This window comes from Megasphaera sp. NM10 (genome assembly GCF_000417505.1).
Lineage (GTDB): Bacteria > Bacillota > Negativicutes > Veillonellales > Megasphaeraceae > Megasphaera > Megasphaera intestinihominis.
Window position 1 is genome coordinate 1 of record NZ_APHY01000033.1, and the last position, 22,854, is coordinate 22,854.

The window sequence follows — 22,854 nt, forward strand, 5'->3', positions numbered from 1 at the left end:
TCGATTTTGCTCAGTTCCTTATCGCTGGCCGTGTCAGTCAGAGCGGGCGCATTGGTCTTCTTATCGGCGGCCATGGTGACAGCCTTTTCTTTAATCTGCGCTTCCTTCTGCGCATCAGCTTCGACAGCTTTCAGATGTTCCTGGGCGTACATAGCATCCAGCTTTTCCTTATCCTTCTGATAGTTCGCATTGAAGGCCTTGGACTCATTCAATTTTTCGCATTCTTTTTTAAACTTACGGTCTGTCAGCTCGACCTGCGTTGCCGTAGACTGGGCATAACTGTCATCAATCTGCTGATGGGTCTGGAGTGCCTGGTCAGCCATCTTCTTGCGATAATTGACCATACGCTGAGCAAAATCGTTACTACCCGTTCCACCGGCCCCTTGAGCCTTGACCTGATTGTAGTTAGATTGAATCTCGGCAGCATATTCCGCCTTATCGCTGCCACCGTAATAGTCAGCTACGCCAGCCCATACATCACCGCCATTGGCGTTGATTTTATCCTGTAACATGGCTGCCCCGGCCAAGGCATTAGAATAAACGTTGCTCTGGTAATCAGGGTATAAGTCGCTAATCTTCACGCGGCCGCCATTGCCATCGGCAACGTCCTGGTCTCCGCTGAGGACCTGCATCATACCGCCGCCATTGCCACCATCCATCGAAATGCCGCTGACTGTATTGCCGCCACTTTCTTTCATGGTCAAGGCTAACAGCAGCGCCGGATCCTGATTGTAGGCTGAAGCCGCGGCCTTGATGGCCTGCGTATAAACGCTTTGGTCCCAGTTGAATTGAGGCTGACGTGCTTGATGTCCACCAGTATCTGAGAAGCCGGCATATTCGGCCATATTAATATAGCCATAGACATCAAAAGCCTGACGATGGTCCGTGCTATAGTGCGTAGACACGCCAGCACTGCCACCAGCGGCATAATAACCAGTACCGTTTCCATCAATCATGATGACATGTCCAGTGGGGTCACCTTCACCGTCATTCGTGATGGCCACGTCACCAGGTCGGGGAGTATACCCAGAACTTGCCGGATGAAAAGCACCCCCTGCATTTTGAGCCCAGTAATCTGCATTAGGACCTAAATCCCAGGCATTCGATACACCAGCATTCGACCAAGCATTTTCAATGTATGTCGTGCAAACAACTTGGCCATCACCCGTGCCATATGGCAGTCGACTAAGCGCCTGAGCGTTATAAATGGCCCCAGCTCGCGGGTCGTAAGAGCCTGCACTTGCGCTACTGCCAGACGCTACGCTACTACCGCCAGTACTTCCACCACCACCAAATTGCCCGAATGTAGGCATCGTGTAGTCCGTGTCATCGGATACTTTCGGCGGATTATCATGGATGGCCTGCGCTGCCTGACGCTTGGCTTTTTCTTCAGACGTCATGCCACTGCCGGCGTTACTCATGGCGTTATTTGTCTGAAAAATCTTTTGGATGAGGCTTTGCAGCCAGCCGATAGCGGTCTTCACAAAGCTGCGGATAGTTTCCAGCCCGCTCTTGGCCCAGTCTGGCAGGATTGAGTTGGCCATATCCCCCAGGGCGTCGGCCACGCGGCTCAGCGCCGATGAAACGCCATCATACAGCCAGTTAAACGCGGCAATGCCTGCCGTAATGGTATTGGCAATGACGGTCAAGAACAACGACAAGGCCGCAACGACGACGTTGATGACTGCGATAATAACATAAATAGCTGCCGTAAATACCGTAGCCAACAAGGTAATCAGAGGCGCAGCGGCAGAAACTAGATTACTGATAGCCTGCCCTAATTCACCCCATAATTGTTTCAACGCAGTGCCGGCCATATTCACGGCTTTCATCGTCCCAGGTACGACGTTCAGGAAGTCCGTCAGATTATGACCCGATGCGACAAAGGCGGCAATAGCGACGCCAACAGCGGCAACAACCAGGCCAAGCGGACCGAAAGCCAGTACCAATCGGCCAATGCCAGAAACGACTTGCGGCAGTGACGTAATCGCCCCTTTGAGACTACCTGCAAAACTCAGCAAACCTGTTCCCGCAGATACAGCCCCGGTCTTCATCAACGTAAAGCTAGTAGTTGCGGCTGCCATACCTGGAGGAATCGTAGCCAATGCATTTTTCAAAGTGTTGAGGCCTGTCAGAAAAGATCCAGCCAGCGGAGCAGCGGCCAGTTTTGCATTGAGAGCGAATGATTGCAGTGCTGGAATCGTTGCTACTGTAAGGGTCGTTGCAAGGCCCGCCGCGGCAACTTCCACTTCAGGCGGAATCATCTGCGACAAGGCTTCGCCAATACCTTGATTTTTTACGAGATTAGCAAACTGCTGTAAGCTATCTCCCAAAGAGGAAAAAAGATCCGGTAAATTCAAGGCATCCGAAATCTGTTGGCCGACGGCAATAGCAGACTGACTGAGGCCGTCCATCATATTTGACCACGTGCCTGTAATCGTCTGTGCCTGCTGGTCCATCATACCGCCAAACTTCTCTTCCATGCCACCGACGAGGGCCTGTAAGCCTGTCTGAGCGTCGACAGCCCCCTTGCTTACCATGTCCATAGCTTGCGGGACAGATGTACCAATTTTATCGGCCAGCATCTGCCAGGCAGGAATCCCGGCTTCTGTCAGCTGCAGCATTTCATCACTCTGGACTTTCGATTTTGCCGCCATCTGACCCAGAGCCAGGGTAATCCGGTCAATCCCTTCTTTTCCCAGCCCTACGCCGGCGGCGGCATCGCCAACCGCTTTCAATGTCGGGATGATTTGTTCTGCTGTAAAACCAAAGGCCAGGAATTTCTGCGAAGCCGCGGCCACATCATTGAATTCAAAAGGCGTTTTGGCCGCAAAGTCCTGTAACTGGCCGAGCAGGTTCTTGGCCCGCTCTGCACTACCCAACATATTCGTCATAGCCGCCTGGACCTGCTGGAAGTTCCCGGCCGCCTGGACGGCTTTGACGCCTAATGCACCGAGGGAAGCGGCTACCCCCGCAATACTCATGACAGCGGCCTTCGACGCCGATAACGTTTCTTCTCCCAATGCAGATTTTAACTCGGCCTTCGTAGCCGACAATTCCCTGCGAAGCTCGGAGCTATTCGCCCCAATCTTGACCAAGATACTCGTCACTGTCGCCATCAACCCCCGCCTCCTCTCGTTGACTCTTGAATGATTCTAAAAACGCCTTGCGTTCACGTTCCCGTTCGCCGTCTGTCTTTTCATGCAGGAACGGCCGGGCCAATTCTTTGGCCGGTACGGGATGTTTTGTGTGAACACTTATCATGTTGCTAACGAACCAGGCCGTCGTAAACGCCTGGTCTTCCCGGCGCACCTGGTAGCCATCAATGAGCTTGCTTAGCTCCATGGGAGACAACCGATAGAATTCCCATGGCTTGAGTCCTAAGGGGCCATAAGCCTGCGATTCTGCCCACTCCAGCCACTCATAAAAAGACGGGGGCGGCTTGTCGCTGGCTCCCTCCGCCTCTAATCTTTTTTTTCGTCAGCTACGTCCTGCCGGGCTTTCTCCGTCAACTCTTCCGGGAAAGCGCCATAATACGCGGCCTTGCCAAGGATGCCACTGCCGGCGATGGCTTTAACGGCCGGAATATAGAAATCTTCTTCCAGGCTCTTGCCCTGGTCAAGCAATTCCTGGATGCGTTCTGCGTACCACAGTTCATTGTGCTTCTTATGATGGGCCAGGCCAATCATGAAGATCTTCGTCAGGACATTCAGGTTCAATTCATTCCTGCTGACGATAGTACTGATGCCTTCGCCGCAAGCCTGTTCCAACTGCATCAGACGGGCAATATTGAAGTACATATATTGCCCGTCACCGAACAAATCAAAAGGGACTTTCTTCATGGTTCAATCCTCCTTACGCACCGGGTGTTGTTAATTCAGACAACGGACCATTACCGGACAACGTACCTTTAATCGTGGCAGCATCGTCGTATTTCGTCGACAGGCTGAAATCAGTAACAGCCGCCCAGCCGGTACGATATTTCTTATCCGGATATTCAAACTTGACATGGACCAGCTGGCCATCATTGAAAGCATCTTCGAGGAACTGAGAGCCGGCATCGTTCAAAATGACGACAGATTCCAGGTCAATACTCCATTCGCGGAGCCCGGCCAGCGAAGACTTCCAACCACCAGACGTTTTATTGCTGGCGTCAATGGAATCGGCCTTACGCGTCAAATCACCACTGCGCTGACCACCCAGCAAGGTCCAGGTCGGCGTAGCTTCCGTTTCGCCCGTATTCAGGTAAATCAGGTAATCCTTGCCGGCGGTAGCTACAGAGCCGGTATTCGTCGGTGTTGCATATTTACGTGCCATATAAGCACCCTCCTATTCTGTATACGTAACTGTGAACTGGAAAATGGCCAGGCCGATGTTCGTCATCCCTGCCGGTGTAGCAAATAAGATCTTATCGACGTTACTGCTTTCGGCCCAGCCATCAATTGTTTCGTTTTCACGCAGCACTTCATCAACTTCCATGGCAAAGTCTTCGATATACTGCGCATCTGTCTCTTTCCCTTTCGGGTTTGGTGAGATAATTTCAATCGTGAAGACAGCCGAAGCCTGGCGCTTCCCTTTGCTGAATGGCTCGTAAGTAATCGAGTCACAGCAGATATACCCGGTCAGCTCCTTCGGATACGCCGGGCCAGATACGGCATTCAGCCATACCATATCAGGGAATTCATCTTTCAAAATCTCACAGATTTCATTGGCAATCTGACGGAATCGGTTCATCATGCACGGGATAAGCGGATTACCCCGACGCCCCCTTTCCCGCTGCCATCAATGCCGTCGACAGCAAAGTCAGCATAAGTCAGCCGGCTTTCCAGGTCTTTTGCCATCTGGACGTACATCTTATATTTCTGGAAATAAATATCTTCAGAACGGCTACCATCAACCATGACCGTCGTATCCGAGCCAACCATAGAGGCGGCACATTCCCGGCAGGCCACCGCTTTTCCCAGCTGTTTAATGGCCAGGCGCGGCGGCAGTTGAATATCAGCGTCAGACAGGCTGAAAGAAGCGGCTAAACGATGAAGGTAATCATTGGCATAGTCGACGTCACAGTCTCTGCACGTTAGGATGTTGTCTGTAATATCTGCTAATGTAATGAATTCCATCATTTTACCTCCTCAAAAACCCGTCGGACAGCATTTTCAAACCGGCCGATGATTTGCCGTTTATTGGCGTTGGCTGCATTAAAGATGAAGGGGTCCCGTTTGGTTCCCGGATGATAAACTCGTTTCGCAAAAACGAATTTGCCGCCGGCAGTCCAGCGCAGAGCCAATTTCCGTTTCGGCGTAATGACATGCTTCGGCGTCCCCTGGTGCAGGTAAATGGTAACCTTGCGAGTCGTCCCGACTGTACCCACCCAGGTATCCCCACTGAACTGTACGTTGGATTCAATGGATCGCTCAGCCTCACCAGAACGCGTAACAAATTTATGTTTCTCACGGGCTGTCCGCTGAACGTCACGGACCGATGACAACATAGCCGAACGAAGCTGTTGCCGCGCGCCTCTGGAAATGCGGTCCAGCCTGGAAATAGCTTCATCCAGGCCCTGGACCTCAATCTTCAATTCCATTGGCTTACGCGCCGGCAGTCGGGTTTGCCGTCATGCAGGCCAAGGCGTTCGGCTGCACGACCTGAGCCCCATAAACGAACAACCCTTTAATAGCATCACAGAAGGATTTTTCGGGCCGGAAGGCTTCCGTCTTGGTGACCTGGGATGCAAAGGAAATGGCATCTGTTGTGCCGGCCAGGATTTTGTACTTCGCATTGGCCGTATTCGGGACGTTGTTGGACTGATAAATATTGAATCCGGCCGCCGTGCCGATAAACCCATTGGACAGGACGGCGTCAGTCTTGGCCGTACCAGCGGCAACGAAGCGTTCGTCTTTAAGCATCAGGCCATAGAACCAGGACGGGACGACGACGAAGCGGCCGTCTGCCCGGACGTTCTTATCATCTAATGCACATTTGAGGTCGACCAAGGATTCGTAGGCCTGTGCTGCTGTAGTCAATGCCAGCGGCGTGGTATCCGAACCAAGGCCTTGCGTTACGCCGGCTTTCTTGTAGAAGCTGGCAATATACTGATCCACGACATCGCGGACGCCATAAGAAGCGCGCTGCATGGCCGTATCAATCAAGTTGACATTGGCCTGAGCGGCATCGACATCATCGACCTTGAAAGCAAAGTATTTCTGTTGGTCGATTTTGAGCTGGGTCGGCGTGCCATCGACGTCATCCAGTGTGATGTCTTCCGTCTTTTTGTAGTCCTTGATAGCAATATCGCCAATCTGATTGATAATAACCGTATCGCCGGCCTGGGAAATGTCGCCTTCGTAATCACGGTTGCATAAGTTGCCGTAAATCAAGGCTTTATCTAGATGTGCCAGCAATCTGGCTTCCCAAATCGTAGGAATAAATGTGGTGATTGCCATTATTCTTTCACTCCTTTACTGATATCCGCCCAGTGCTCATTGATTTCGGCCCTGGACATGTCTTTTAAATCATCCATCGTATACGCCTTGCCGCTGGAGCCGCTACCGCCAGACGAGCCACTGCCCGAGTGACTGTCATTTTTTACGGCCCAAGGATTTGCACTAAGCCAGCCTTTGACGCCATCTGCAACCGCAAGCTCCTTATCCCCATCTTTATAGACAAGGCTGCCATCATCTTTGGCACTAATGTTGCTAAGCAACACCTGTGCAAAGACATCTGGTTTAACGGCCTTGCCATCTGTAAGGGCAGCCATGACTTGAGATTTCATGACGGACTGGATGCGCTTTGCCTTTTCTTCGGCAGCTTTCTTTTCACTGGCCGTATACTTATCAGTCAAATCCTTGACCTGTTTCTGTAATGTTTCCATCTGCGTCCCCATTTCCTGAGGGTCTCCACCTAACTGCTGGAGGACGGACAAGGTCGTCGCTAAATTTTTGATAGAATCGTCGACATTATCGCCATCACGCAAGCCAAGGGCGTCCAGCACCTTGTTCCGAGATATACGATTATTGGCCGCTTCACTGCGTACTTTGCTGATCTCGGTCTGCAAGTCAGCCACCATAGAGCCGCCGTTTTCGATTTTTCCTAAAGCTTCAAAAATTTGCTGTAATGTGTAAGCCATTTTGTACCTCCTGGGTATAAAAAAAGAACCGTTCTTTTACGTCTGCGGTCCGCGTCTGGCGGCGAAAAGACAAGATATAAAATTGCAACAAAAAAGCGCCTACGTGATTCCAATATCATTTGACCAATTACGCATATATTGGCGCCAGTCGGCTCGCCCCTGTTCCCAGGCATGGGCCCCGTCGATACCCAGCAAATGACAGCGTTTCTGATGAGACTGCCGCTTAAGATAGGCATCACCGCCATCCTTGATTTGATCGCGCTGCCGGCTCATGTTGATTTCAGTCACATAGACCAGCGACAGATGACAGAGGCAATGCGGATGAACCGGCAGTATAGGAGTCTTATCTTTCGGAAAGATTCCCGGACCCAAGCCCCAAAGGTTTGCCTGCGCGTACAGGTCGCAGATGTCGTAATGAGGATGACGACTGGACAGCGTCCACTTGTAAGCGGCAACATCATCGTCCGTATCGTAACGGGCATGGAAGCCATCAGCCCAGGCACGGGCCGCTTCTGTCCGGGCGATACGTTCGGCCACGTAACGGCTCTTTTCTTCCAGAGCCACATGAACAGCCCTGTCCAACGCCTTTTCGCTTCCATCGGCCACGGCGTTCAATAACTCGCTGTACGCCGTTCTAAGGGCTTGGTTTGGGGCGCCATGTTCTCCTATCAGCGCCACTTGTCGGCGGGCTCTGCGGACGAGCTGGCGCATCTGTGCCCCATCTGCGGCAGTCAGTTCCGACCGCCTGGCAAAATTCACAATATCCTGCAAATACTTCGGCATTTCCTGCCGCCTGACGACTGCCTGCCCACTGCGGTATCCATCGTACAAATTCCGGGCCGCCTGCATGGCATGACGGTTCTGTTTCAGCTGGTTCTTGATGGTCCCGACGACACGGGCACGCATTTCCTTATCAGCGCCATGGAGTTTCTTCGACAAGGTCATTCCTGACGCATCCCAGGCTTCTTCGAGTTGCGAAGGGAGCAGAGGGATGGTCTGGCCATAGCCGGCTTCACACGCTTCTTTTACAGCCTGTCTGACAGCATCCATGAAGACATCGCTGATTTTGTAGGTAAGCCAGGCCTGTTCTACAACAGCCTTGACATCCCCATCTTCATCCAAGTTGTCGATGACGTAAAGGGCAACGGCGTCAACGGCCCGCTGGAATACCTGGCTAAACCGCTTCAAAATTCCCGAAATAGGGCTTTTCATCAAGCATCACTCCCGTCAGGCTTGTCCTCGCCTGGCTTAGGTGTTGGTGGCTCTTCTGGCGGTCCTTCAGGGGCCGTCGGCTCTGCATTCGTCTTATCTTCCTCTGACTTCTGCATCTGCTCAACGAGTTCATCGAAGCGCTCGTCAGGAATGTCTGGGCAATAAGCTGCCATAACTTTCTTGAGCACTTCTTCCCGCAAGCCGTCTGTCAAATCCATGTCCAGGACCATCTGCGCCTGAGTCAATTCATTGGCCACATCGACGATACCAAAGTCATCGGGGTACGTTACGGTATACTCAATATCACTGTTCAGCCACTTGGCCACGACTCCCATAACGGCCTCTTCGGCTCTGGCACACTGTAATGAGAAGTTGGCCAACTGCTGATTTGTCCGTTCAAATTCCCACTGCCTTGCGATACCGCTATTGTTGTTCTGCGACGTATTGATGACGAAGGACAAGTTGGCCATACGATACATTTCCTGAATGAGCGACGCAATCTGGTTCTGCAGGACCGTCGCCGGATCAGACGGCGGGGCGATGAATGCCGGCGCATGACTGCAGTCCGGGTTATACCCCAACGCGTTGTTCGTTCCGACGACCAGGTCATTGACGTCCAGTGACGGAATTGTCAATAGCGGGAACGTTTGGTTCCGCAAAATTTCACCCAACCAGGAACAATGATTGTACAAGGCTTTGGCCGTCCGGGCAATCGGCAGCAGGTCCGGCACCGGGCGCATCGTCTTCTGCTCCAGCATCCGCGAAAAGAGAGGTACTACTGGCACACAGCCAAGACCATGCTTGCCAGATGACTTCATGAGTTCATCGCCCCAGACTTCCCAGCGCTTCCGGTCATAATAAACGTACCGATATTGAGGCGCGCCGTCCTTGATACTGGCGATTTCCTGAAATTGGATGTACAGTAAAGCGCCCGTCTTATCAATACCATACTCCACCAAATCCTGTGGTCCCAGGACATAAGCAAAGGGGAATTCCCGCTGCTGTAGCATTTCGGCCAGCGTCCGCGCCTGTAGCTCACGGACATTGTCGATGACAATGAACGACACGCCGTAGACTTTGGCCATGATGGCGGCCCGCTTCATGAACATATGGATGTCGGTGCCACTGGTATCCACGTCTTTCAAGAATTCCTTGATGGTCGGGGCCGCCGGCCCGGAATAGTCACGTAATGGCTGCCTTTTAAAAATAGGATCTACCAGGGCGTTGACGATAGGGCTGAAGTAATTCAAGTAGTATGCGTTTTTCTGGCGGAAGCGGTAATCGTCATCTGCTTCCCGTTTGTGCTTGTTCAGGTACTGGCCCGTTTCAAAGCCGCCGGACCCATAATAAGCGTCTTTAAGCAGCGTGTAATCCATAAAAGCTCCCTCCTAAAAATTAACGCGCCGGGATACGATTTTATCTCGGTTCATGATTTCAGACAGCCCATAGCGTACCGCGTCGATACTATGATTATTGGCATCTGGGTAAGCGCTGACGAACTGACCGTCTTTGTTGCGGTCGTACTCGTAAGTGACGAATTCTTTGTACGTATTCGGGCAACGCCGCTTGTCGATGTAGATATGCGCGCGGTTCTGAAGCCAGCGCATCCCGAAGTCTATACTGTCCGGACCTTTGCGGGCGCCAGAAATGCGAAGCCCATAATCGCTCATTTCGGCAATGCTCTTCGGTTCGGCTGCATCGGCCAGGATGCGTCCGCCGTTAATGCGAAGCTTGATGGCCTTAGCCGCCTGGCTGTTCGTCATCTTCTGCCTATACAGCTCATCAAATATATACAAATCTTCTCGTTTTGCGTCGTAGTACATAGCGACATAAGCCAGCGGGTCCACGGCAAAGCCGAAGTCCAGGCCGTAGTACAACCTGTCAAAATTTCCGACAAGTTCGTTGCTCATGGCCATGTCTTCAACGTTCTCAAAGACAACGCCGCCGGTGCCTGTAACTTCGCCTAAGTACTCATGACGATAGGCTGTTTCATTGCGTTCCTTGAGTTTCTCTGCATCTTCAAAGAAGCGGTCTCCCAGCCATTCCCTGGGTACGCCAAGATATGTCGAATGATGGACCAGCCTGTCTGGATCATCAAAGAGTTTTTCTTCGTTGACCCAGTTGTTTTGCGACTTCGGCGGGTTGAATGAACAGAACTCCCAGAAGACAGGACCGCCGCGCAGCAGTGACTGGTTGAGGTTGCGGATTTCTTCCATACCGCTGAACTGGTCCAGTTCTTCTATCCAACAAATACCGACATAACCGAACGGCAGTTTGATGGATTTGATTTTCTGCGGGTCGTCGACGCCGAAGAATAGTATCTTCTGGCCGGTCTTCTTGTACGTAATCTCATGAGGAGACGTCTTGAAGCGGAATTTATCCGTTAACCCCAGGGCATCAATGCCCCACTGCATTTGAGGGTAGACGCTGTTCTTGATGGTATTACCAATCTTTCGTAGTACAACAGCATGACATTCAGGATTTTTGATAATAAGCTGCGGAATCTCGACACTGACATCCGACGACTTCGTAGATCCGCGGCCACCTTCCAGCCAATAATAGGTGTGGCCATGCTGCTTTATATCCTGATGTAAGTCCCAGAAGTGAGGCGCTATGATATCACTCAGTCTGATGGTCTTCATATTCCGCTCCTATATCATCAATAATCTGGACGTCGTTATCGTCATCCTGCCCAGCGTCCTTCAATTCCTGTTCCAGCTTGGCCAGCTTTAACTGCTGCTCTTTCGCATCCATATCGGACGGGTATCGCTTCAGCAAATTTTCCGCCGCCTTGATACGGTCGCGGACAGACGCCCGCGTTTCTACCAGACTGGCCTTGCTGCATCCATCGCCTGTGCCTTCCACGACAATCTGCTCATCCTTGACTTCACCGCGCAGCGTCGCCGTCAGGAACTTTAGGACCTCATCGGCCTTCGCGATACGCTTGTCTTCCAACGCTTTGAGCCTGGCAGTGATAGCGGCCTTGATTGTAGTATTTTGTAGTAGTTTTGAAGCGTTAGTATTTATGTATTTCTCACTATATCCGGCCCGCCGTGCCGATTCCGTGGCATTCCCGGTCTCAATATAATAATCAATAAATCGCTTCTGTTTCTCTGTCAGCTTCACTACATGCTCACCACCATCCTTATATTTAAATATATATTGAAATTTAGTACGAAATATCACTCTATTTTTTTGTAAAAATCACATTATATTTTTTTAGTTTAGTTTGTAAAATATTTATTCATTTTTGTAATTTGACTAACATACCCTAATGAGCTATATTATAAGTGAACTTATGGTCCCCATGTGGTTACCAATCCGTACTTGATTGTTCCCAGCTTTCAAGTACGGGGAAAAAGAGTCTACGAAGGCAAAGCTCGTCTGTCTCCGCAGGCTCTTTTTTGTTGATAAAATACCCTGTTTAATGATAAAATATCTTTAGTCATCTCTGTTCTCCCTGAGTTCACAACGAAGGGAGGTGAACACATGGGGAAAGATAAGTTCGGCGTCTACATCCTGCGGGCGTCTTTTACCGATAAGAACGGCGTGAAACATTACGCTCGGAATTACGGTAAAAAGTGTTTTAAAATCTACATACACAAGAATTAATTTTCTTGTATACTTAACACCTTTCAGGATGGAGATGACACTCAGAGGCAACTGGGAATTGCTTCTGTATAAAGGTCTTGGCTCGAAATACAGCCGAGGCCTTTTTTTTCTTATCCAGTACCAAAAAGAGACCCGTCACCCTGTCCGGCTATTCACCAAACACGGACAACTAAGTCCCTATGTATGCAATTTGGCGGAAATGGAAGGACTCGAACCTTCAACAGATGGTTTTGGAGACCACTACTCTACCAATTGAGCTACTCCGCCGTGCAGCGGCGCATGAGCAAGCGCGCCGCAGTTGAAACAAGGAGGCGTGTACCTGTGACAGTGTGTGGGCCGAGAACACAGCATGACCGCCATCAGGCTGTATTCCTTCGGCCCCTCTTTTCACGATTTCATTATACCGCACTTTTTTGCCTTTTTCATTCGCGGGATATTTCCCAAATAAAAGTTATCCACAATCTATCCACAAAACGCCTAATCAATAAAAACAAATCGTGTTTGTATGGGCATGGCCCGTAGTCCAAAGTAACGGTTGGCCAGTTCCTGCAAGGCGCCTTTGCCGTGTTTGAAACAGAAGGACGTGCTGGCATTGACCATCTTGGCCGTCCATTCCCAGCTCTTCGCGCCGTCGATGTAGTAGATCTCTAAAATCTTCTGGTCCGTTTCATCCAGTTCGTGGAAGCATTTCGCCAGGCGGTCCATGCGTGTCTTGATGTCCTTGACGTTCTGCTGCAGTCGCTTCCGTTCGTCCTTGAGCTGTTCATGCCGAAGGTAGTCCGATTCTTGCGGACTCGTCCCGTCACCGCCGCCACAACCGCCGGCACCCGACAAAGCCGGCACTTTCGGGACCGGCTCTTCATCGAGTGTCCAGGTAATATCGTCGATACGCATTTCCATGTCTTTGATGTAGTCCGTAAAGGCAACATAGTTTAGCAGATAATTGGTAATAATCAGAACATAATCATTATGACCTTGAACGATTGACATTGAACTACCTCCCTTTAAAAGCACGACGGAACGCCTCTTCGGCTTCGTCTTTACGATGAGCGGAACAATCCCGCTCGTTTTTGCACTTCCGCACAAACTGCCCGAACTCGTCCGGGAACCAGTAGAAGTCCCCGTCGTCCAGAAGCCGCCCGCAGAATGCGCAGCGGCTCCGGACTTCCTGGGACTCCGGCCGACGAGTCCATGGCGTGTGTGACGGCTCTTTCTTTCGTCGTCTATTTTTGCGTCCCACGCCCTTACTCCTCCCGTCTATGTGTAATTTGCCGCAAATAGAATCTAAATGCTATAGCGGCGAAACTAAAACGTTTTATTTGCCACCTTTATAGCGATACCCGCGGACCGCTTTCCGTTTTGCGTGACGGACCCTGCTTTTTACGGCGTGATTCCGACAGGAACGCTGCCAGCCCCTCACCCCATAGTAGCGCTTCGTCCCTCCGGGTACTGACTTCCACCAAAGGTCGACTACCGAAATGATACGTTTAGCCAGATAAGGCTCTACTTTGATAGGTTTCAAGCTAATGGAGCCAAAATCAATTTTAATCTTCATACCCATGACCTGCCTTTCGTTTAAACCGCAATACCGGCGGGCAATGCTTGCCCCACTGGTGATTATTCAAATCCCGCTGGCCTTGTTTCGATTTCCATGGAAATTGCCGTTTCTGCCGTTGCTTCTGGTAGTACTGCCGTTCTTCTTCCGTCATCTGCCGGCAGTGTACCGGTCCGGGTGCATACCAATCATCCATCGTAATCCCTCCTACTGTGAGCAATAAATAAGTGCTGCCGTGAAGGCAATCCAGAATACCACACAGTATATGGCAATCAGCCTCCACGTAATGACCTTCGTCCGATTGATTTCTATCATCCTTTCCCTCCCAGCTTTCCCTGCTGCAGTTCACGCTGCGGGACGACATGGCCTTTCTGATCTTCTTCCCGCAGCCGTTTCAGCAGAGGTAATAATAAATTCACATAATCGTTCAGCGGTTCCTTCGTTTCGTTATACTGGTCGATACTATTCCAGCCATGACCGCCGATGATGGGCCGGATGACATAGCCATAGTCGTCATCCTTGACCAGCTCACAGCCATTGGCCCGCAGCACACAAAGGATCGTCGCGAAGTCGCTGTCCAGGAAGGCCGCCTGTAAGAGCAGCCAGGCCCATTGCCAGCGGTCCGACGGGTGGTATCTCTCGAAGTCGTCAGGATATTCCTCGACGGGCCAGTTTTCCGGCTTCCTGGCATTTTCCACATGCTGGACGATGTTTTCTACCAGGCCCTTGATGTCCGGATCCCGCTGCAAGAGCTGGGCATGAGGCGTTTCCATGGCCTCCAGGACTTCACGGAACGCCGACCGGGCCCGGGCAATCATTTCATTCCGTCCCATAGGCGCCTCCTAATCGTCGTCCAGCGGCTCGATCTGGACATAGATGCCGGACTGCGGCGCGTAGAACTTCTGGATACATTCCGATGCGACCTGGGCGTCATCCCGCCAGAAGCCCAGCGACGTCAGGACGTCTTTGAGCATCTTGACCAGGTTATCCGTGTCGGGCTTTGTCGCCTTCCAGGTTCCTTCCGGGTGCAGTTTCGTCGGCGGGTACAGCCATTTCGTCGTCAAGGCTACGGGCCCCATGATAGGCTGGTCCGGCCGAAACTTGGTAAAGCTGGCCATGAACAGGGCCCGCGTTTCCTTGACGGCCGGCGGCTCGTAGGTATGGGGCTTGCCATCACGCCCGACGACGAGCTTCTTCATCTGATGCGTCGCCGACGGAATCCGCTGCATAGGCACGAAGAAATGAATTATGTCTTTATCTGTCATCATGATTTCTCCTTTCCAAAGCGTCCAGGTCCCATTCATAGGGACGACCGCCAAGTTCATGGACCCCCAGTAGGCATTTAAAATATGTATCCATATCATAAAGGGGGCAGTCATTGCAGTCTGGGAATGAAGCACACGCTGTTATTACGTACATCATAGGAAGTAAAATTAGGTTGTCTTTTCTATTCATTTCTGATGGCTCCGATAATATCATTTTTTCTACTCCTTTCGTCGCCGCATGGTCCTGGTTCAGGGACCACAAATAGGAATAGGGACAAGGGGCACTTTCAGCCCCCTTGTTCCCCTATTTGTTGTCCCAAGGACCCACACGGATTTATACACAGGGACATTTATTATATATAAGTTAAATGTCCGTCCTTTTGCCCCTATATTTATACGGACTTTAAATTTAAATGTCTGCATAAAGATGTTTTGTTATACATCGGGGACATTAAAGACAATTTATTAAATGTCCGGAATTATTTTTTCGTTACAACTCCTTTTTCTACGACAAAATCATCCAATTCGTTTATATATCGACGTACAGTTTTATCCGTTATGTCAAGATAGTCAGCTATATCACTGACCATTACTTGTCCATTTATTAAACAGGCATTATAAGCATTTTCTAATTGTTGTTTTCTTTCTTCTTTTTTCTTATGACGAACATCTTGACTCTTTTGCCATGGAGCTTTGTCGCAGTCTGGTGTGAGCTTTTCCAGCTCGCCGCTGTCGTCGACGCGATGGATGGGATACTCGAACCACACGTTCAAGGGCTTGAAGGGCTCGAACTCTCGGAGCGTCCCTTCGATGCGCCAGGCCGTGCCAGGCAGGCCGACCTGGTCCGACGTGTTCAGCTGAATCATGTCCAGCAGGGCGTCGGCATCGCGGGCGAAGACGCCGGAGCCACTGGCCCGGTCCATGGACCGCTTGCTTCCCTGGGCGCCCTTGCTGTGATGGTGACAGTAGATGACGGCGCAGTTCAGCTCGGTGCAGACCTTGTCGAACTGATTGCATAAGTGGGCCATCTGGTCGGCGCTGTTTTCGTCGCCTGTGATGATCTTATAAATCGGGTCGATGATGATGGCCGTGTAATTCTTCTTGGATGCCCGGCGGATGAGCTTCGGCGCCAGCTTATCCATAGGGATGGATTTGCCGCGCAGTTCCCAAATGTCGATATTGGTAATGTTGTTGGCCGGCCATCCCAGGGCGTCATATACGTCCTTGAAGCGGTGCAGACAGCTCGGCCGGTCCAGTTCCAGGTTGACGTACAGGACGCGCCCCTGGGAGCAGTACCAGTTGAGCCACTTCCGTCCTTCGGCGATAGCAATGGCCATCTCGATGAGGGCGAAGGACTTGCCGGCTTTCGATGGGCCTGCCAGCATCATCTTGTGCCCTTTCCGCAGCACGCCCTCAATAAGTGACGGCGATAGCGGCGGCAGGTCGTTCCATACGTCTTTCAGGCTTTCTGGCTCCGGCAGGTCGTCGTTGACGGCCTCGATCCATTCACGCCATTCTACAAAGTTTTCCTTGCCCAGGTTGGTGTCGATGAGATACTGTTTCTTGCCATCCCGAATAACGCCAGGCATCCGGGACAACCGGGACGGGTTCCGGTTCTGCGTGTCGATGGCCAGGCCGTTCTTGCGGCAGATGGCATAGAGGTAGTCGACGCGCTTCCGATATTCTTCATAGTTGCCGGCATCGATGTGGACGATGGCATGAACGCTTTTCCCGCCGCTGTAGACCAGGCAGGCAACGGGCAGTTCCAGCTGTCGGATGATTTCGTTCTGCTTTTCCAGCTCCATCGAGTCGGACTCGACCAGGGCGAAACGGAAGTCCGTCACGTTTTCGTTACGGACGCCTTTGCCGTCCAGCGGATTGAACCGGATCCAGGCGCCGACCTTGGGGTTGTAGTCCCCCAGGACGGCTCCCAGGTCTCCGTCACAGACCGTCAGCTCTTCGATGAGTTCCCCTGCAGTACGGCCATAGTTCCCTTTATTCGGCAGGAACTTCCCGTCTTTTTCCCAGGAGCTCGTTACATAGCCGACGTAGTCGGTACTATCAAACAGCGTCGAAAGATACTTGATGAGGTCTTTGACCGGGTCCCAGTTATCACCGGGGGCTTCCAGCTCCCGCCCTTCGACCCAGTTCTTGTCAACAACGACCTGGTCATCCCGTTCGGGAATCATGTCGTCCCAGTCATAGGCGATGTCGGGGCCGGCTGATGAGGTCCAGCCGCCCCGCTTCGCCATGTCGACAATCGTAGCGCCGGTGACTAAAGACGTAGCGTTATTGTCAAAAGTGTTCCACTTCCGGACACATTCGCCGGAATGATACCGACCGGCGTCGCGAAGGCTCCAGGTATCCCAGTCGGCGACGCTGTAGCCTTCGAGTTTTAACGCCATGCCTACATTTACCCACTCCTGATAGGTGCAGAACGACGGGTCAATATAGTCCAGGAGGGGTATGAGATTGATGTTTTCCAATATGCCCGCCCTCCTTTATTCTGGCTGGTACGTCGCCGGGATGATACCGGCCGGCATCCGCCAGCCAGCGGCTGCAATACGCCCGATGAGCTTAGACGCCGCTGCAAAGGACCAGGTGCCGACATGCCGGAAGCCGCGGGCCTCCAACAGCCGGATTTGCCGAGCCGTTGCAAGCCCCAGTTCCTTGCGCTTGATGAGCCGGTCCAGTAACAGCTTGGCCTTGCCGGCGTTTTCGATTTCATCGGGGATGATACCGAACTTTTCCAGGGCCTTCAGCTGCTTGTCCGATGCCGGCATCATTTCCCAACCAAATGAAGGCACGTAATCTGCCAGGTCTTGCGCCTGGATGGACATTTCAAACTGCAGCGGATCTACCAGTTTCCGCTTGCGCTTCTTCATGGCTGCCAGCTTTTCTGCCAGAGCGGCTTCGCGGTCGGCGACGACGTCTTCTGCCGCTTCTTTTTCCAGGACTTCCAGGTCTGTTGGCTCGCCGGATTCGTTGAGCTTTTCCGTCATCTTCTTGGCCACGTCTTCCGTTTCGGCGATGAGGCATGCTGGACGGCACAGCTCGTGCTTTTCCGTATTCCAGAGGAAGTCGAGAAGCAGCACTTCTTCCTTGCCTGGGAAGAGCCGCGTACCGCGTCCGACCATTTGACTGTACAGGCTGCGGCTCTTTGTAGCCCGCAGGACAATGACGCAGTCTACAGATGGGCAGTCCCAGCCTTCCGTCAGCAGCATGGAGTTACAGAGGACGTTGTATTTGCCGGCATCAAAGTCGGCCAGGACCTGCGCCCGGTCTTCGCTGTTGCCATTGACTTCGGCGGCCCGGAAGCCGGCTTCATTCAGGATGTCACAGAATTTCTGGCTCGTTGCAACGAGCGGCAGGAAGACGACGGTCTTTCGGTCTTTGCAGTAGGCCTGCATTTCCCTGGCAATCTGGTCGAGATACGGGTCCAGCGCCGTCCCCAGTTCACCAGCCTTGTAGTCGCCGGCCGAAAAGCCGACGCCGGAAATATCGATCTGTAGTGGAATCGTCTGGGCTACGATACGGCAGAGATAGCCTTCTTTAATGGCCTGGACTAAGCTGTATTCGTAAGCCAGGCTATCGTAGTAGCTTCCCAGATTGCGCATGTCGGCCCTGTCCGGCGTGGCCGTGACGCCTAAGACCTTGGCATCACTAAAGTACTGTAAGACGCGCTGATAGCTGTCTGAGACGCTGTGATGGGCTTCGTCGATGATGATTGTGTCGAAGTAGTCCGCCGCGAATTGATGCAGCCGCTTTTCCCGTGTCAGTGTCTGGACACTGCCGACGACGATGCGCCGCCAGGACCCGAGGCAGGTCTGTTCGGCCTTTTCCACGGCACTTATCAGCCCTGTCGCTTTCTCGATTTTATCGCTGGCCTGCTCCAGGAGCTCGCCGCGATGGGCCATGATAAGGACCCGTTCGCCGACCCGGACCCGGTCCTCAGCGATTTTGGCGAAAACAATGGTCTTGCCACAATTATGGGTGATTGTAAAATCATCTAATAAATAACGGTTGTCTCCATCAACAGTAAAGCCGATGTATGCGCCTGTCCCAATGGATTCCACAGTGAATCCGGTAACAAGAACATTTTTCTTTTGTTTTCGTGGAGTAGCCATTTTCCGCTTAACTTTCATAGGGATTTTATCGCAGTTCCCACTAATACTAACCCGGTAGTATGTTCCTACAAAATTATTACATCCCTTTTTACAGGGTGTAACATAGGCCGCGAGCCCAACCGATCTACACATAAAGGCTAAATCATTAGAAAGGCGTTCGGATTTAGAAATAAAATCATAGCCGTTACATGTAAGATGGCCATCGCTATCTAACAATCCAGCAATGACGTTAAGACGTACGGCCACGGGCCCCGTTTTATATATATCAGGTACTTGTTTTGTAGCAGATGTTTTTCCTCTCATGCCTAAATCTTTCAAAGAACGAATAAAGGCAGAGCGAGTATATGCTTTTTTACTGGCAAAAATATAGGTTATCGCTTTTCCAGCAGGTTCTGTACGAATCCGCAAATCCAATAATTCTGCTTGTTGGTGAATGACATTCACCACTTCAGCATCCATGGTTGTGATACTGACAGAGGCTCCATTCAAATTACCATCTCCTAATAATATTCCCAAAAAATAAGGATCAATAGGATAATCGGCTTGATGAGAATGATAGAAAGTAATGGCATCTGCTCGAATCAGTTTGTGGATATGTTTTTTCCACTTGCTCCAGGTAAGCCATTCTTTTACAGAAACATCAATAATTTCACCACCATGTTTTTCACTTGGATATACAGGATGATTCGATTCTTTGGTTCGTTTTAACGTTAGCATATGATTTTCATCTACGACGAAAGTGTTGCCTTTTACCGGGCAAATTTTATACAAATATCCTTCTCCACGGATGATTTGAAGGATATGCCGGGGAGTACCATCGCTCCCCAATAGGCAATCTTTTAGCTGGACATCTTCCACCTTTTTAATGCTTCCATCCGCTAACAATACTTTTTCTCCGATGGCATGGCATCCTGTAGGAAGGACCAGGAGTGTTTTGGTATGGCCGCTGTCCCATTCATGCAGGACGGCCTGTTCGGCCTCCTGCTGATAGGGACGCAGCGTGACGTCGCTGCTCATTTAGAACGCCCCCTGTGTGTAAGTAGGACGCTGCGCCGGCTGACTCTGCGGCTGTGAAGCTTGGGAGCTGCCGTCTTGTCGTAGAAGCGTTTCACGTCGTTGTAATCTTTCCCATTGTACTTGCGGACGCTGACCTGCATACGGCCTGTCGCTCCGATGAGCTGATTCCAGGCAATTCGGAAATGGCCATCGCCACGCTGCATCATGCCGACAGCGCAGGCGAAGTTAGTCAGCTGCCATTCACTTTTGGAGTGCAGGAAGAGATTCTGGCGGATGCGCCCTTTCGTGCCGTCGGGCGTCTGCACTTCATATGTCAGCTTGGCCATCGGGCAGGGCGGCATCTTGTCGCTGCCGTCGAAGTGGGCCCGCTCAAAATCAACGATCGTAAAATCATAATCACCGGGAGGGACGATTTGAAACGAGTCTTCCACTTCGGTAAATTCATCATCCCAACTAAATGCGCGTTCTTCTGTCATTGTCATTACCTCCTAATCAAAACATTAAAACGGAACTTTCTTTAACTGATTGATAACCTGCAACATCTGCGGAAAAGCCGCTACCAGACATCCCATGACGAAGTCTTCCGGGTAATCTGCAATCGGCATATCGGCCGGGAAATATCCCTTATGAGCCACGGCCTGCTGAATATCCTGGGCTGTAACATTGTTGGCTGTCATGAGGTCTGCCAGGGCCTGGGGAATAGCTTCGGGTGCCTGGACGTCGGGCTGCTTGGTTTCTGCCTGGACAGGCGGCTTCGGCGATTCTTTGGGCGGGGCAGGTGCTTCCGGAATCAGATCCGGTTCAGCAGGTCCCGGCTGTGGCGGTACTGCCGGAGAAACGGGCGGCTGCGGCGGCGTTGTATTCATGACCGGGATGCAGTGCGCGATTTCCTGATAGTCAAAAGACAGTTCTTCGGCCAGGCCGTGCCGGTTCTTGGCATCCCAGCACGGGTTGTGTGCCGTGTACATGACCCGCTTGCCGCCGCTGACTTTCTTCTTGTTGTCCTTTGTCGTGATGACGATTTCCTTGTAATTCACAAAGAGAACCATGTCCGCCCATTCTTTGACCAGGGCGGCGCACTGGTTGCCGGCCTTTTGTCCCAATTTCAGCTCATACCGGTCGTATGCCCCCGTTTCTTCTGGGAGCTCGAACTTGCGGATAATGCTGTGAGCCGTCAGGACAACATTCATGCCGGCGTCAATCAAATCCGACAAGCTGTCTAAAAGCCGCCCGAATTCTTCTTTGACGTATGTGTAGCCCTTGCCATACCCGAAGTCTTCAATGCCTACCTTCCCATTGGACTGGCAGACAGCTTCTTCGCAAAGCCGTTCAGCCCAGTCCGCTGTATCAATAACCAGTGTATGGTAGCCCATCGTATCTCCCTTGAGGTCCTTGATATACTGCTTGAGCATCTGCCAGGACGTCGGCCTGGGCAGGCGGTCTACTTCGAGGTGCGACGTGCTGCCTTCCGTGTCGATGAACAGGGGTTTTGGGAATTGCGCGGCAAACGTTGACTTGCCGATACCTTCCGGGCCGTAGATGACAACTTTCTGAGGCTTTATGATTTTCCCTGAGATGATCTTCATGATTTACTCCTTTCTAAAACGTGCCAGGCGTCCACTTCGGCGTTTCTGCTTTCGGTGCTGACTGTGGGACTTCTTGCGGACGGTCTTCTTTGATGTATCCATCTTCGATGATGATACTGCAGGTGTCATCAGTCCCGACGCGGGTAGCGATGACCTGTAGCCCTTCCCCTTCCAGCCATTGGCCGAAGGCGGCCAGTGTTTCCGGGTCCATCTGTTCCAACTTATCCATGAGGACAAAGCCGCAGTCCGGGTTGAGCTTGCGGACGATGGCCGTAGCGACCTGCAGTTGTTCTGCGCCGCTCATGCAGTCCCACTTCTGTCCGTTATACGTCAGCTCGCCATCCTGGACCGACAGCCCTGGCAGGGGCATGTCTGCCGAATCCAGCAGTTTCATCCGCTGATCTTTCACGGATTCAATCTGCTGGGTCAGGTCGCCGTACTGGCCGGCCAGCTCATCGGCTTCGGCCTGGACCCGGTTCTTTTCGGCATTGGCCCGTACTTTGGTGTTGATGGCGTCAATGTTGGCGATATCCTGTTCCAGTTCGGCCGTGCTTTCATCTTGCAGGTTTTCGGCTGCCTTCCTTGCTGTTACACAATCCTGTTCGGCCTGCTTCAGTGCTGCTTTTGCCCGGTCAAAGGCAATCTGCGCTTCTGCCAGTACCTTGTTGTAATGGGCTTCTTTTTCCCGCTTGCGCTGGTTTTCTCCATTCTTTGCCAGGATGGCCTGCTGTCTCTGGATGAGCTCGGATGCGCTGACCGGTTCTGCCGGCGCATCGGGATACCAGGCCATTTCTTCCGCATGTTTTTTCTTGCGGTCAGCAATCCGGCCGACTTCCAAGCGTTGATTGTACAGTGACTTTTCCTGGCGGTCTAAAACGGCCAGCTTGTCCCCGACGCCGATAATCTGTAAGAGCGTTTCGGCCTTTTCATCGTTCCGGGCATCCATGAATTTCGGCAGGTTCAGGGCCAGCTTTTCGATGAAGCTGTCTAAGAGCTGCTGGCCGGCTTTCTGCCCTGACGGGTCGATGACATGAAGAGCCGAAGACTTACCCTTGCGTTCCACTACCAGGCCGTTGCTGAGTTCGATGTGGATAGACGGCGGAGCGGCGCTGCCAATACGCTGCGATTCGGACGGCTTGAGTTTGTTGCCGCCCAGTGCCCAGGCAATGGCATCCAATACAGAAGTCTTGCCCTGGCCATTCCGGCCGCCGATGACGGTTAAACCGTTTTCCGTTGGCGTCAGCGTAACGGCCTTGACGCGCTTCACATTTTCAATTTCTAACTGTCTGATTTTTACTGACATAATAGCCTCCATCTGGTATAATAAATTTGAGTATTTTGGTATGTGGCTGTT

Annotated in this window: 24 protein-coding genes, 1 tRNA gene and 1 pseudogene; 2 read left to right on the forward strand and 24 right to left on the reverse strand. The window is 51.8% G+C overall.

Annotation, left to right across the window (positions count from 1 at the left end; translation table 11 throughout):
* From NM10_RS06475 to NM10_RS06535, 13 genes are all read right to left on the reverse strand, one after another.
* Positions 1 to 3,119 (reverse strand): tape measure protein (locus NM10_RS06475; protein ID WP_020310792.1); only part of this gene is annotated, 3,119 nt, incomplete at its 3' end.
* Complete coding sequence (locus tag NM10_RS06480; RefSeq protein WP_036201500.1) at positions 3,076 to 3,345, reverse strand: hypothetical protein; 270 nt, start codon at positions 3,343 to 3,345, stop codon at positions 3,076 to 3,078. The genes NM10_RS06480 and NM10_RS06475, both read right to left, overlap by 44 nt.
* A gap of 119 nt (positions 3,346 to 3,464) precedes the next feature.
* Complete coding sequence (locus NM10_RS06485) at positions 3,465 to 3,842, reverse strand: hypothetical protein (RefSeq protein WP_020310794.1); 378 nt, start codon at positions 3,840 to 3,842, stop codon at positions 3,465 to 3,467.
* Between the two features lie 13 nt (positions 3,843 to 3,855).
* The gene (locus NM10_RS06490) at positions 3,856 to 4,317 is read right to left on the reverse strand and encodes a phage tail tube protein (protein ID WP_020310795.1); all 462 of its coding nucleotides are present in this window, start codon (positions 4,315 to 4,317) and stop codon (positions 3,856 to 3,858) included.
* A gap of 12 nt (positions 4,318 to 4,329) precedes the next feature.
* Positions 4,330 to 4,737, reverse strand: a complete 408-nt coding sequence (locus NM10_RS06495) for a hypothetical protein (RefSeq protein ID WP_020310796.1) — start codon at positions 4,735 to 4,737, stop codon at positions 4,330 to 4,332.
* A complete protein-coding gene (locus tag NM10_RS06500) occupies positions 4,734 to 5,120 on the reverse strand; it encodes a hypothetical protein (protein WP_020310797.1) in 387 nt (128 codons plus the stop codon). Before NM10_RS06500 ends, NM10_RS06495 begins: the two co-directional genes overlap by 4 nt.
* Complete coding sequence (locus NM10_RS06505; RefSeq protein WP_020310798.1) at positions 5,120 to 5,584, reverse strand: hypothetical protein; 465 nt, start codon at positions 5,582 to 5,584, stop codon at positions 5,120 to 5,122. Before NM10_RS06505 ends, NM10_RS06500 begins: the two co-directional genes overlap by 1 nt.
* Before the next feature lie 4 nt (positions 5,585 to 5,588).
* Positions 5,589 to 6,443 carry a phage major capsid protein gene (locus tag NM10_RS06510; RefSeq protein ID WP_020310799.1) on the reverse strand — a complete coding sequence of 285 codons (855 nt, stop codon included), beginning with the start codon at positions 6,441 to 6,443 and terminating at the stop codon, positions 5,589 to 5,591.
* The gene (locus tag NM10_RS06515; protein WP_020310800.1) at positions 6,443 to 7,126 is read right to left on the reverse strand and encodes a hypothetical protein; all 684 of its coding nucleotides are present in this window, start codon (positions 7,124 to 7,126) and stop codon (positions 6,443 to 6,445) included. Before NM10_RS06515 ends, NM10_RS06510 begins: the two co-directional genes overlap by 1 nt.
* Positions 7,127 to 7,225: 99 nt before the next feature.
* Positions 7,226 to 8,338, reverse strand: a complete 1,113-nt coding sequence (locus NM10_RS06520; protein ID WP_020310801.1) for a hypothetical protein — start codon at positions 8,336 to 8,338, stop codon at positions 7,226 to 7,228.
* Positions 8,338 to 9,714: a hypothetical protein gene (locus NM10_RS06525; protein WP_020310802.1), complete on the reverse strand. Its 1,377-nt coding sequence runs from the start codon at positions 9,712 to 9,714 to the stop codon at positions 8,338 to 8,340. The genes NM10_RS06520 and NM10_RS06525 overlap by 1 nt, the downstream gene beginning before the upstream one ends.
* A 12-nt stretch (positions 9,715 to 9,726) precedes the next feature.
* Entirely contained in the window at positions 9,727 to 10,980 is a 1,254-nt protein-coding gene (locus NM10_RS06530; RefSeq protein ID WP_020310803.1) for a PBSX family phage terminase large subunit, read from the reverse strand.
* Positions 10,958 to 11,524 carry a terminase small subunit gene (locus tag NM10_RS06535; protein ID WP_335340743.1) on the reverse strand — a complete coding sequence of 189 codons (567 nt, stop codon included), beginning with the start codon at positions 11,522 to 11,524 and terminating at the stop codon, positions 10,958 to 10,960. Before NM10_RS06535 ends, NM10_RS06530 begins: the two co-directional genes overlap by 23 nt.
* Positions 11,525 to 11,827: 303 nt before the next feature.
* Here NM10_RS06535 and NM10_RS15005 point away from each other — a divergent pair, with 303 nt between their 5' ends.
* Positions 11,828 to 11,950 (forward strand): hypothetical protein, encoded by a 123-nt coding sequence (locus tag NM10_RS15005; protein WP_256378964.1) that lies wholly within the window; start codon positions 11,828 to 11,830, stop codon positions 11,948 to 11,950.
* Between the two features lie 191 nt (positions 11,951 to 12,141).
* On the opposite strand, the gene NM10_RS06540 is transcribed toward NM10_RS15005, so the two are convergent.
* Positions 12,142 to 12,214 (reverse strand) — tRNA-Trp (locus NM10_RS06540).
* 213 nt (positions 12,215 to 12,427) lie between these two features.
* Entirely contained in the window at positions 12,428 to 12,940 is a 513-nt protein-coding gene (locus tag NM10_RS06545; RefSeq protein ID WP_020310805.1) for a hypothetical protein, read from the reverse strand.
* 55 nt (positions 12,941 to 12,995) lie between these two features.
* On the opposite strand from NM10_RS06545, the gene NM10_RS14020 reads away from it, so the two are divergent.
* Positions 12,996 to 13,154 carry a hypothetical protein gene (locus tag NM10_RS14020; protein WP_192813553.1) on the forward strand — a complete coding sequence of 53 codons (159 nt, stop codon included), beginning with the start codon at positions 12,996 to 12,998 and terminating at the stop codon, positions 13,152 to 13,154.
* A 340-nt stretch (positions 13,155 to 13,494) separates the two neighbouring features.
* Here NM10_RS14020 and NM10_RS06555 read toward each other — a convergent pair whose 3' ends face one another.
* The 9 genes and pseudogenes from NM10_RS06555 to NM10_RS06595 all read right to left on the reverse strand — a co-directional run bounded on the left by NM10_RS06555 (position 13,495) and on the right by NM10_RS06595 (position 22,803).
* Positions 13,495 to 13,701 carry a hypothetical protein gene (locus NM10_RS06555; RefSeq protein WP_020310807.1) on the reverse strand — a complete coding sequence of 69 codons (207 nt, stop codon included), beginning with the start codon at positions 13,699 to 13,701 and terminating at the stop codon, positions 13,495 to 13,497.
* A gap of 115 nt (positions 13,702 to 13,816) precedes the next feature.
* A complete protein-coding gene (locus tag NM10_RS06560; protein ID WP_020310808.1) occupies positions 13,817 to 14,338 on the reverse strand; it encodes a hypothetical protein in 522 nt (173 codons plus the stop codon).
* Positions 14,339 to 14,347: 9 nt separating this feature from the next.
* Positions 14,348 to 14,773, reverse strand: a complete 426-nt coding sequence (locus NM10_RS06565) for a RusA family crossover junction endodeoxyribonuclease (protein WP_204365347.1) — start codon at positions 14,771 to 14,773, stop codon at positions 14,348 to 14,350.
* 476 nt (positions 14,774 to 15,249) lie between these two features.
* Positions 15,250 to 17,256 (reverse strand): AAA family ATPase, encoded by a 2,007-nt coding sequence (locus NM10_RS06575; protein WP_020310811.1) that lies wholly within the window; start codon positions 17,254 to 17,256, stop codon positions 15,250 to 15,252.
* 15 nt (positions 17,257 to 17,271) lie between these two features.
* Positions 17,272 to 18,846 (reverse strand): DEAD/DEAH box helicase, encoded by a 1,575-nt coding sequence (locus NM10_RS14540; RefSeq protein ID WP_020310812.1) that lies wholly within the window; start codon positions 18,844 to 18,846, stop codon positions 17,272 to 17,274.
* 606 nt (positions 18,847 to 19,452) lie between these two features.
* A pseudogene (locus NM10_RS15270) lies at positions 19,453 to 19,914 on the reverse strand (Hint domain-containing homing endonuclease); the annotation flags it as partial.
* On the reverse strand, positions 19,911 to 20,390 hold the full coding sequence (locus tag NM10_RS06585) for a DUF669 domain-containing protein (RefSeq protein ID WP_020310813.1): 480 nt from the start codon (positions 20,388 to 20,390) through the stop codon (positions 19,911 to 19,913). The gene NM10_RS06585 and the pseudogene NM10_RS15270, both read right to left, overlap by 4 nt.
* A gap of 24 nt (positions 20,391 to 20,414) precedes the next feature.
* Positions 20,415 to 21,500, reverse strand: coding sequence for an ATP-binding protein (locus tag NM10_RS06590; protein ID WP_020310814.1), 1,086 nt, complete (start codon positions 21,498 to 21,500; stop codon positions 20,415 to 20,417).
* 13 nt (positions 21,501 to 21,513) lie between these two features.
* Positions 21,514 to 22,803, reverse strand: coding sequence for an AAA family ATPase (locus NM10_RS06595; RefSeq protein WP_020310815.1), 1,290 nt, complete (start codon positions 22,801 to 22,803; stop codon positions 21,514 to 21,516).
* Positions 22,804 to 22,854 lie beyond the last annotated feature (51 nt).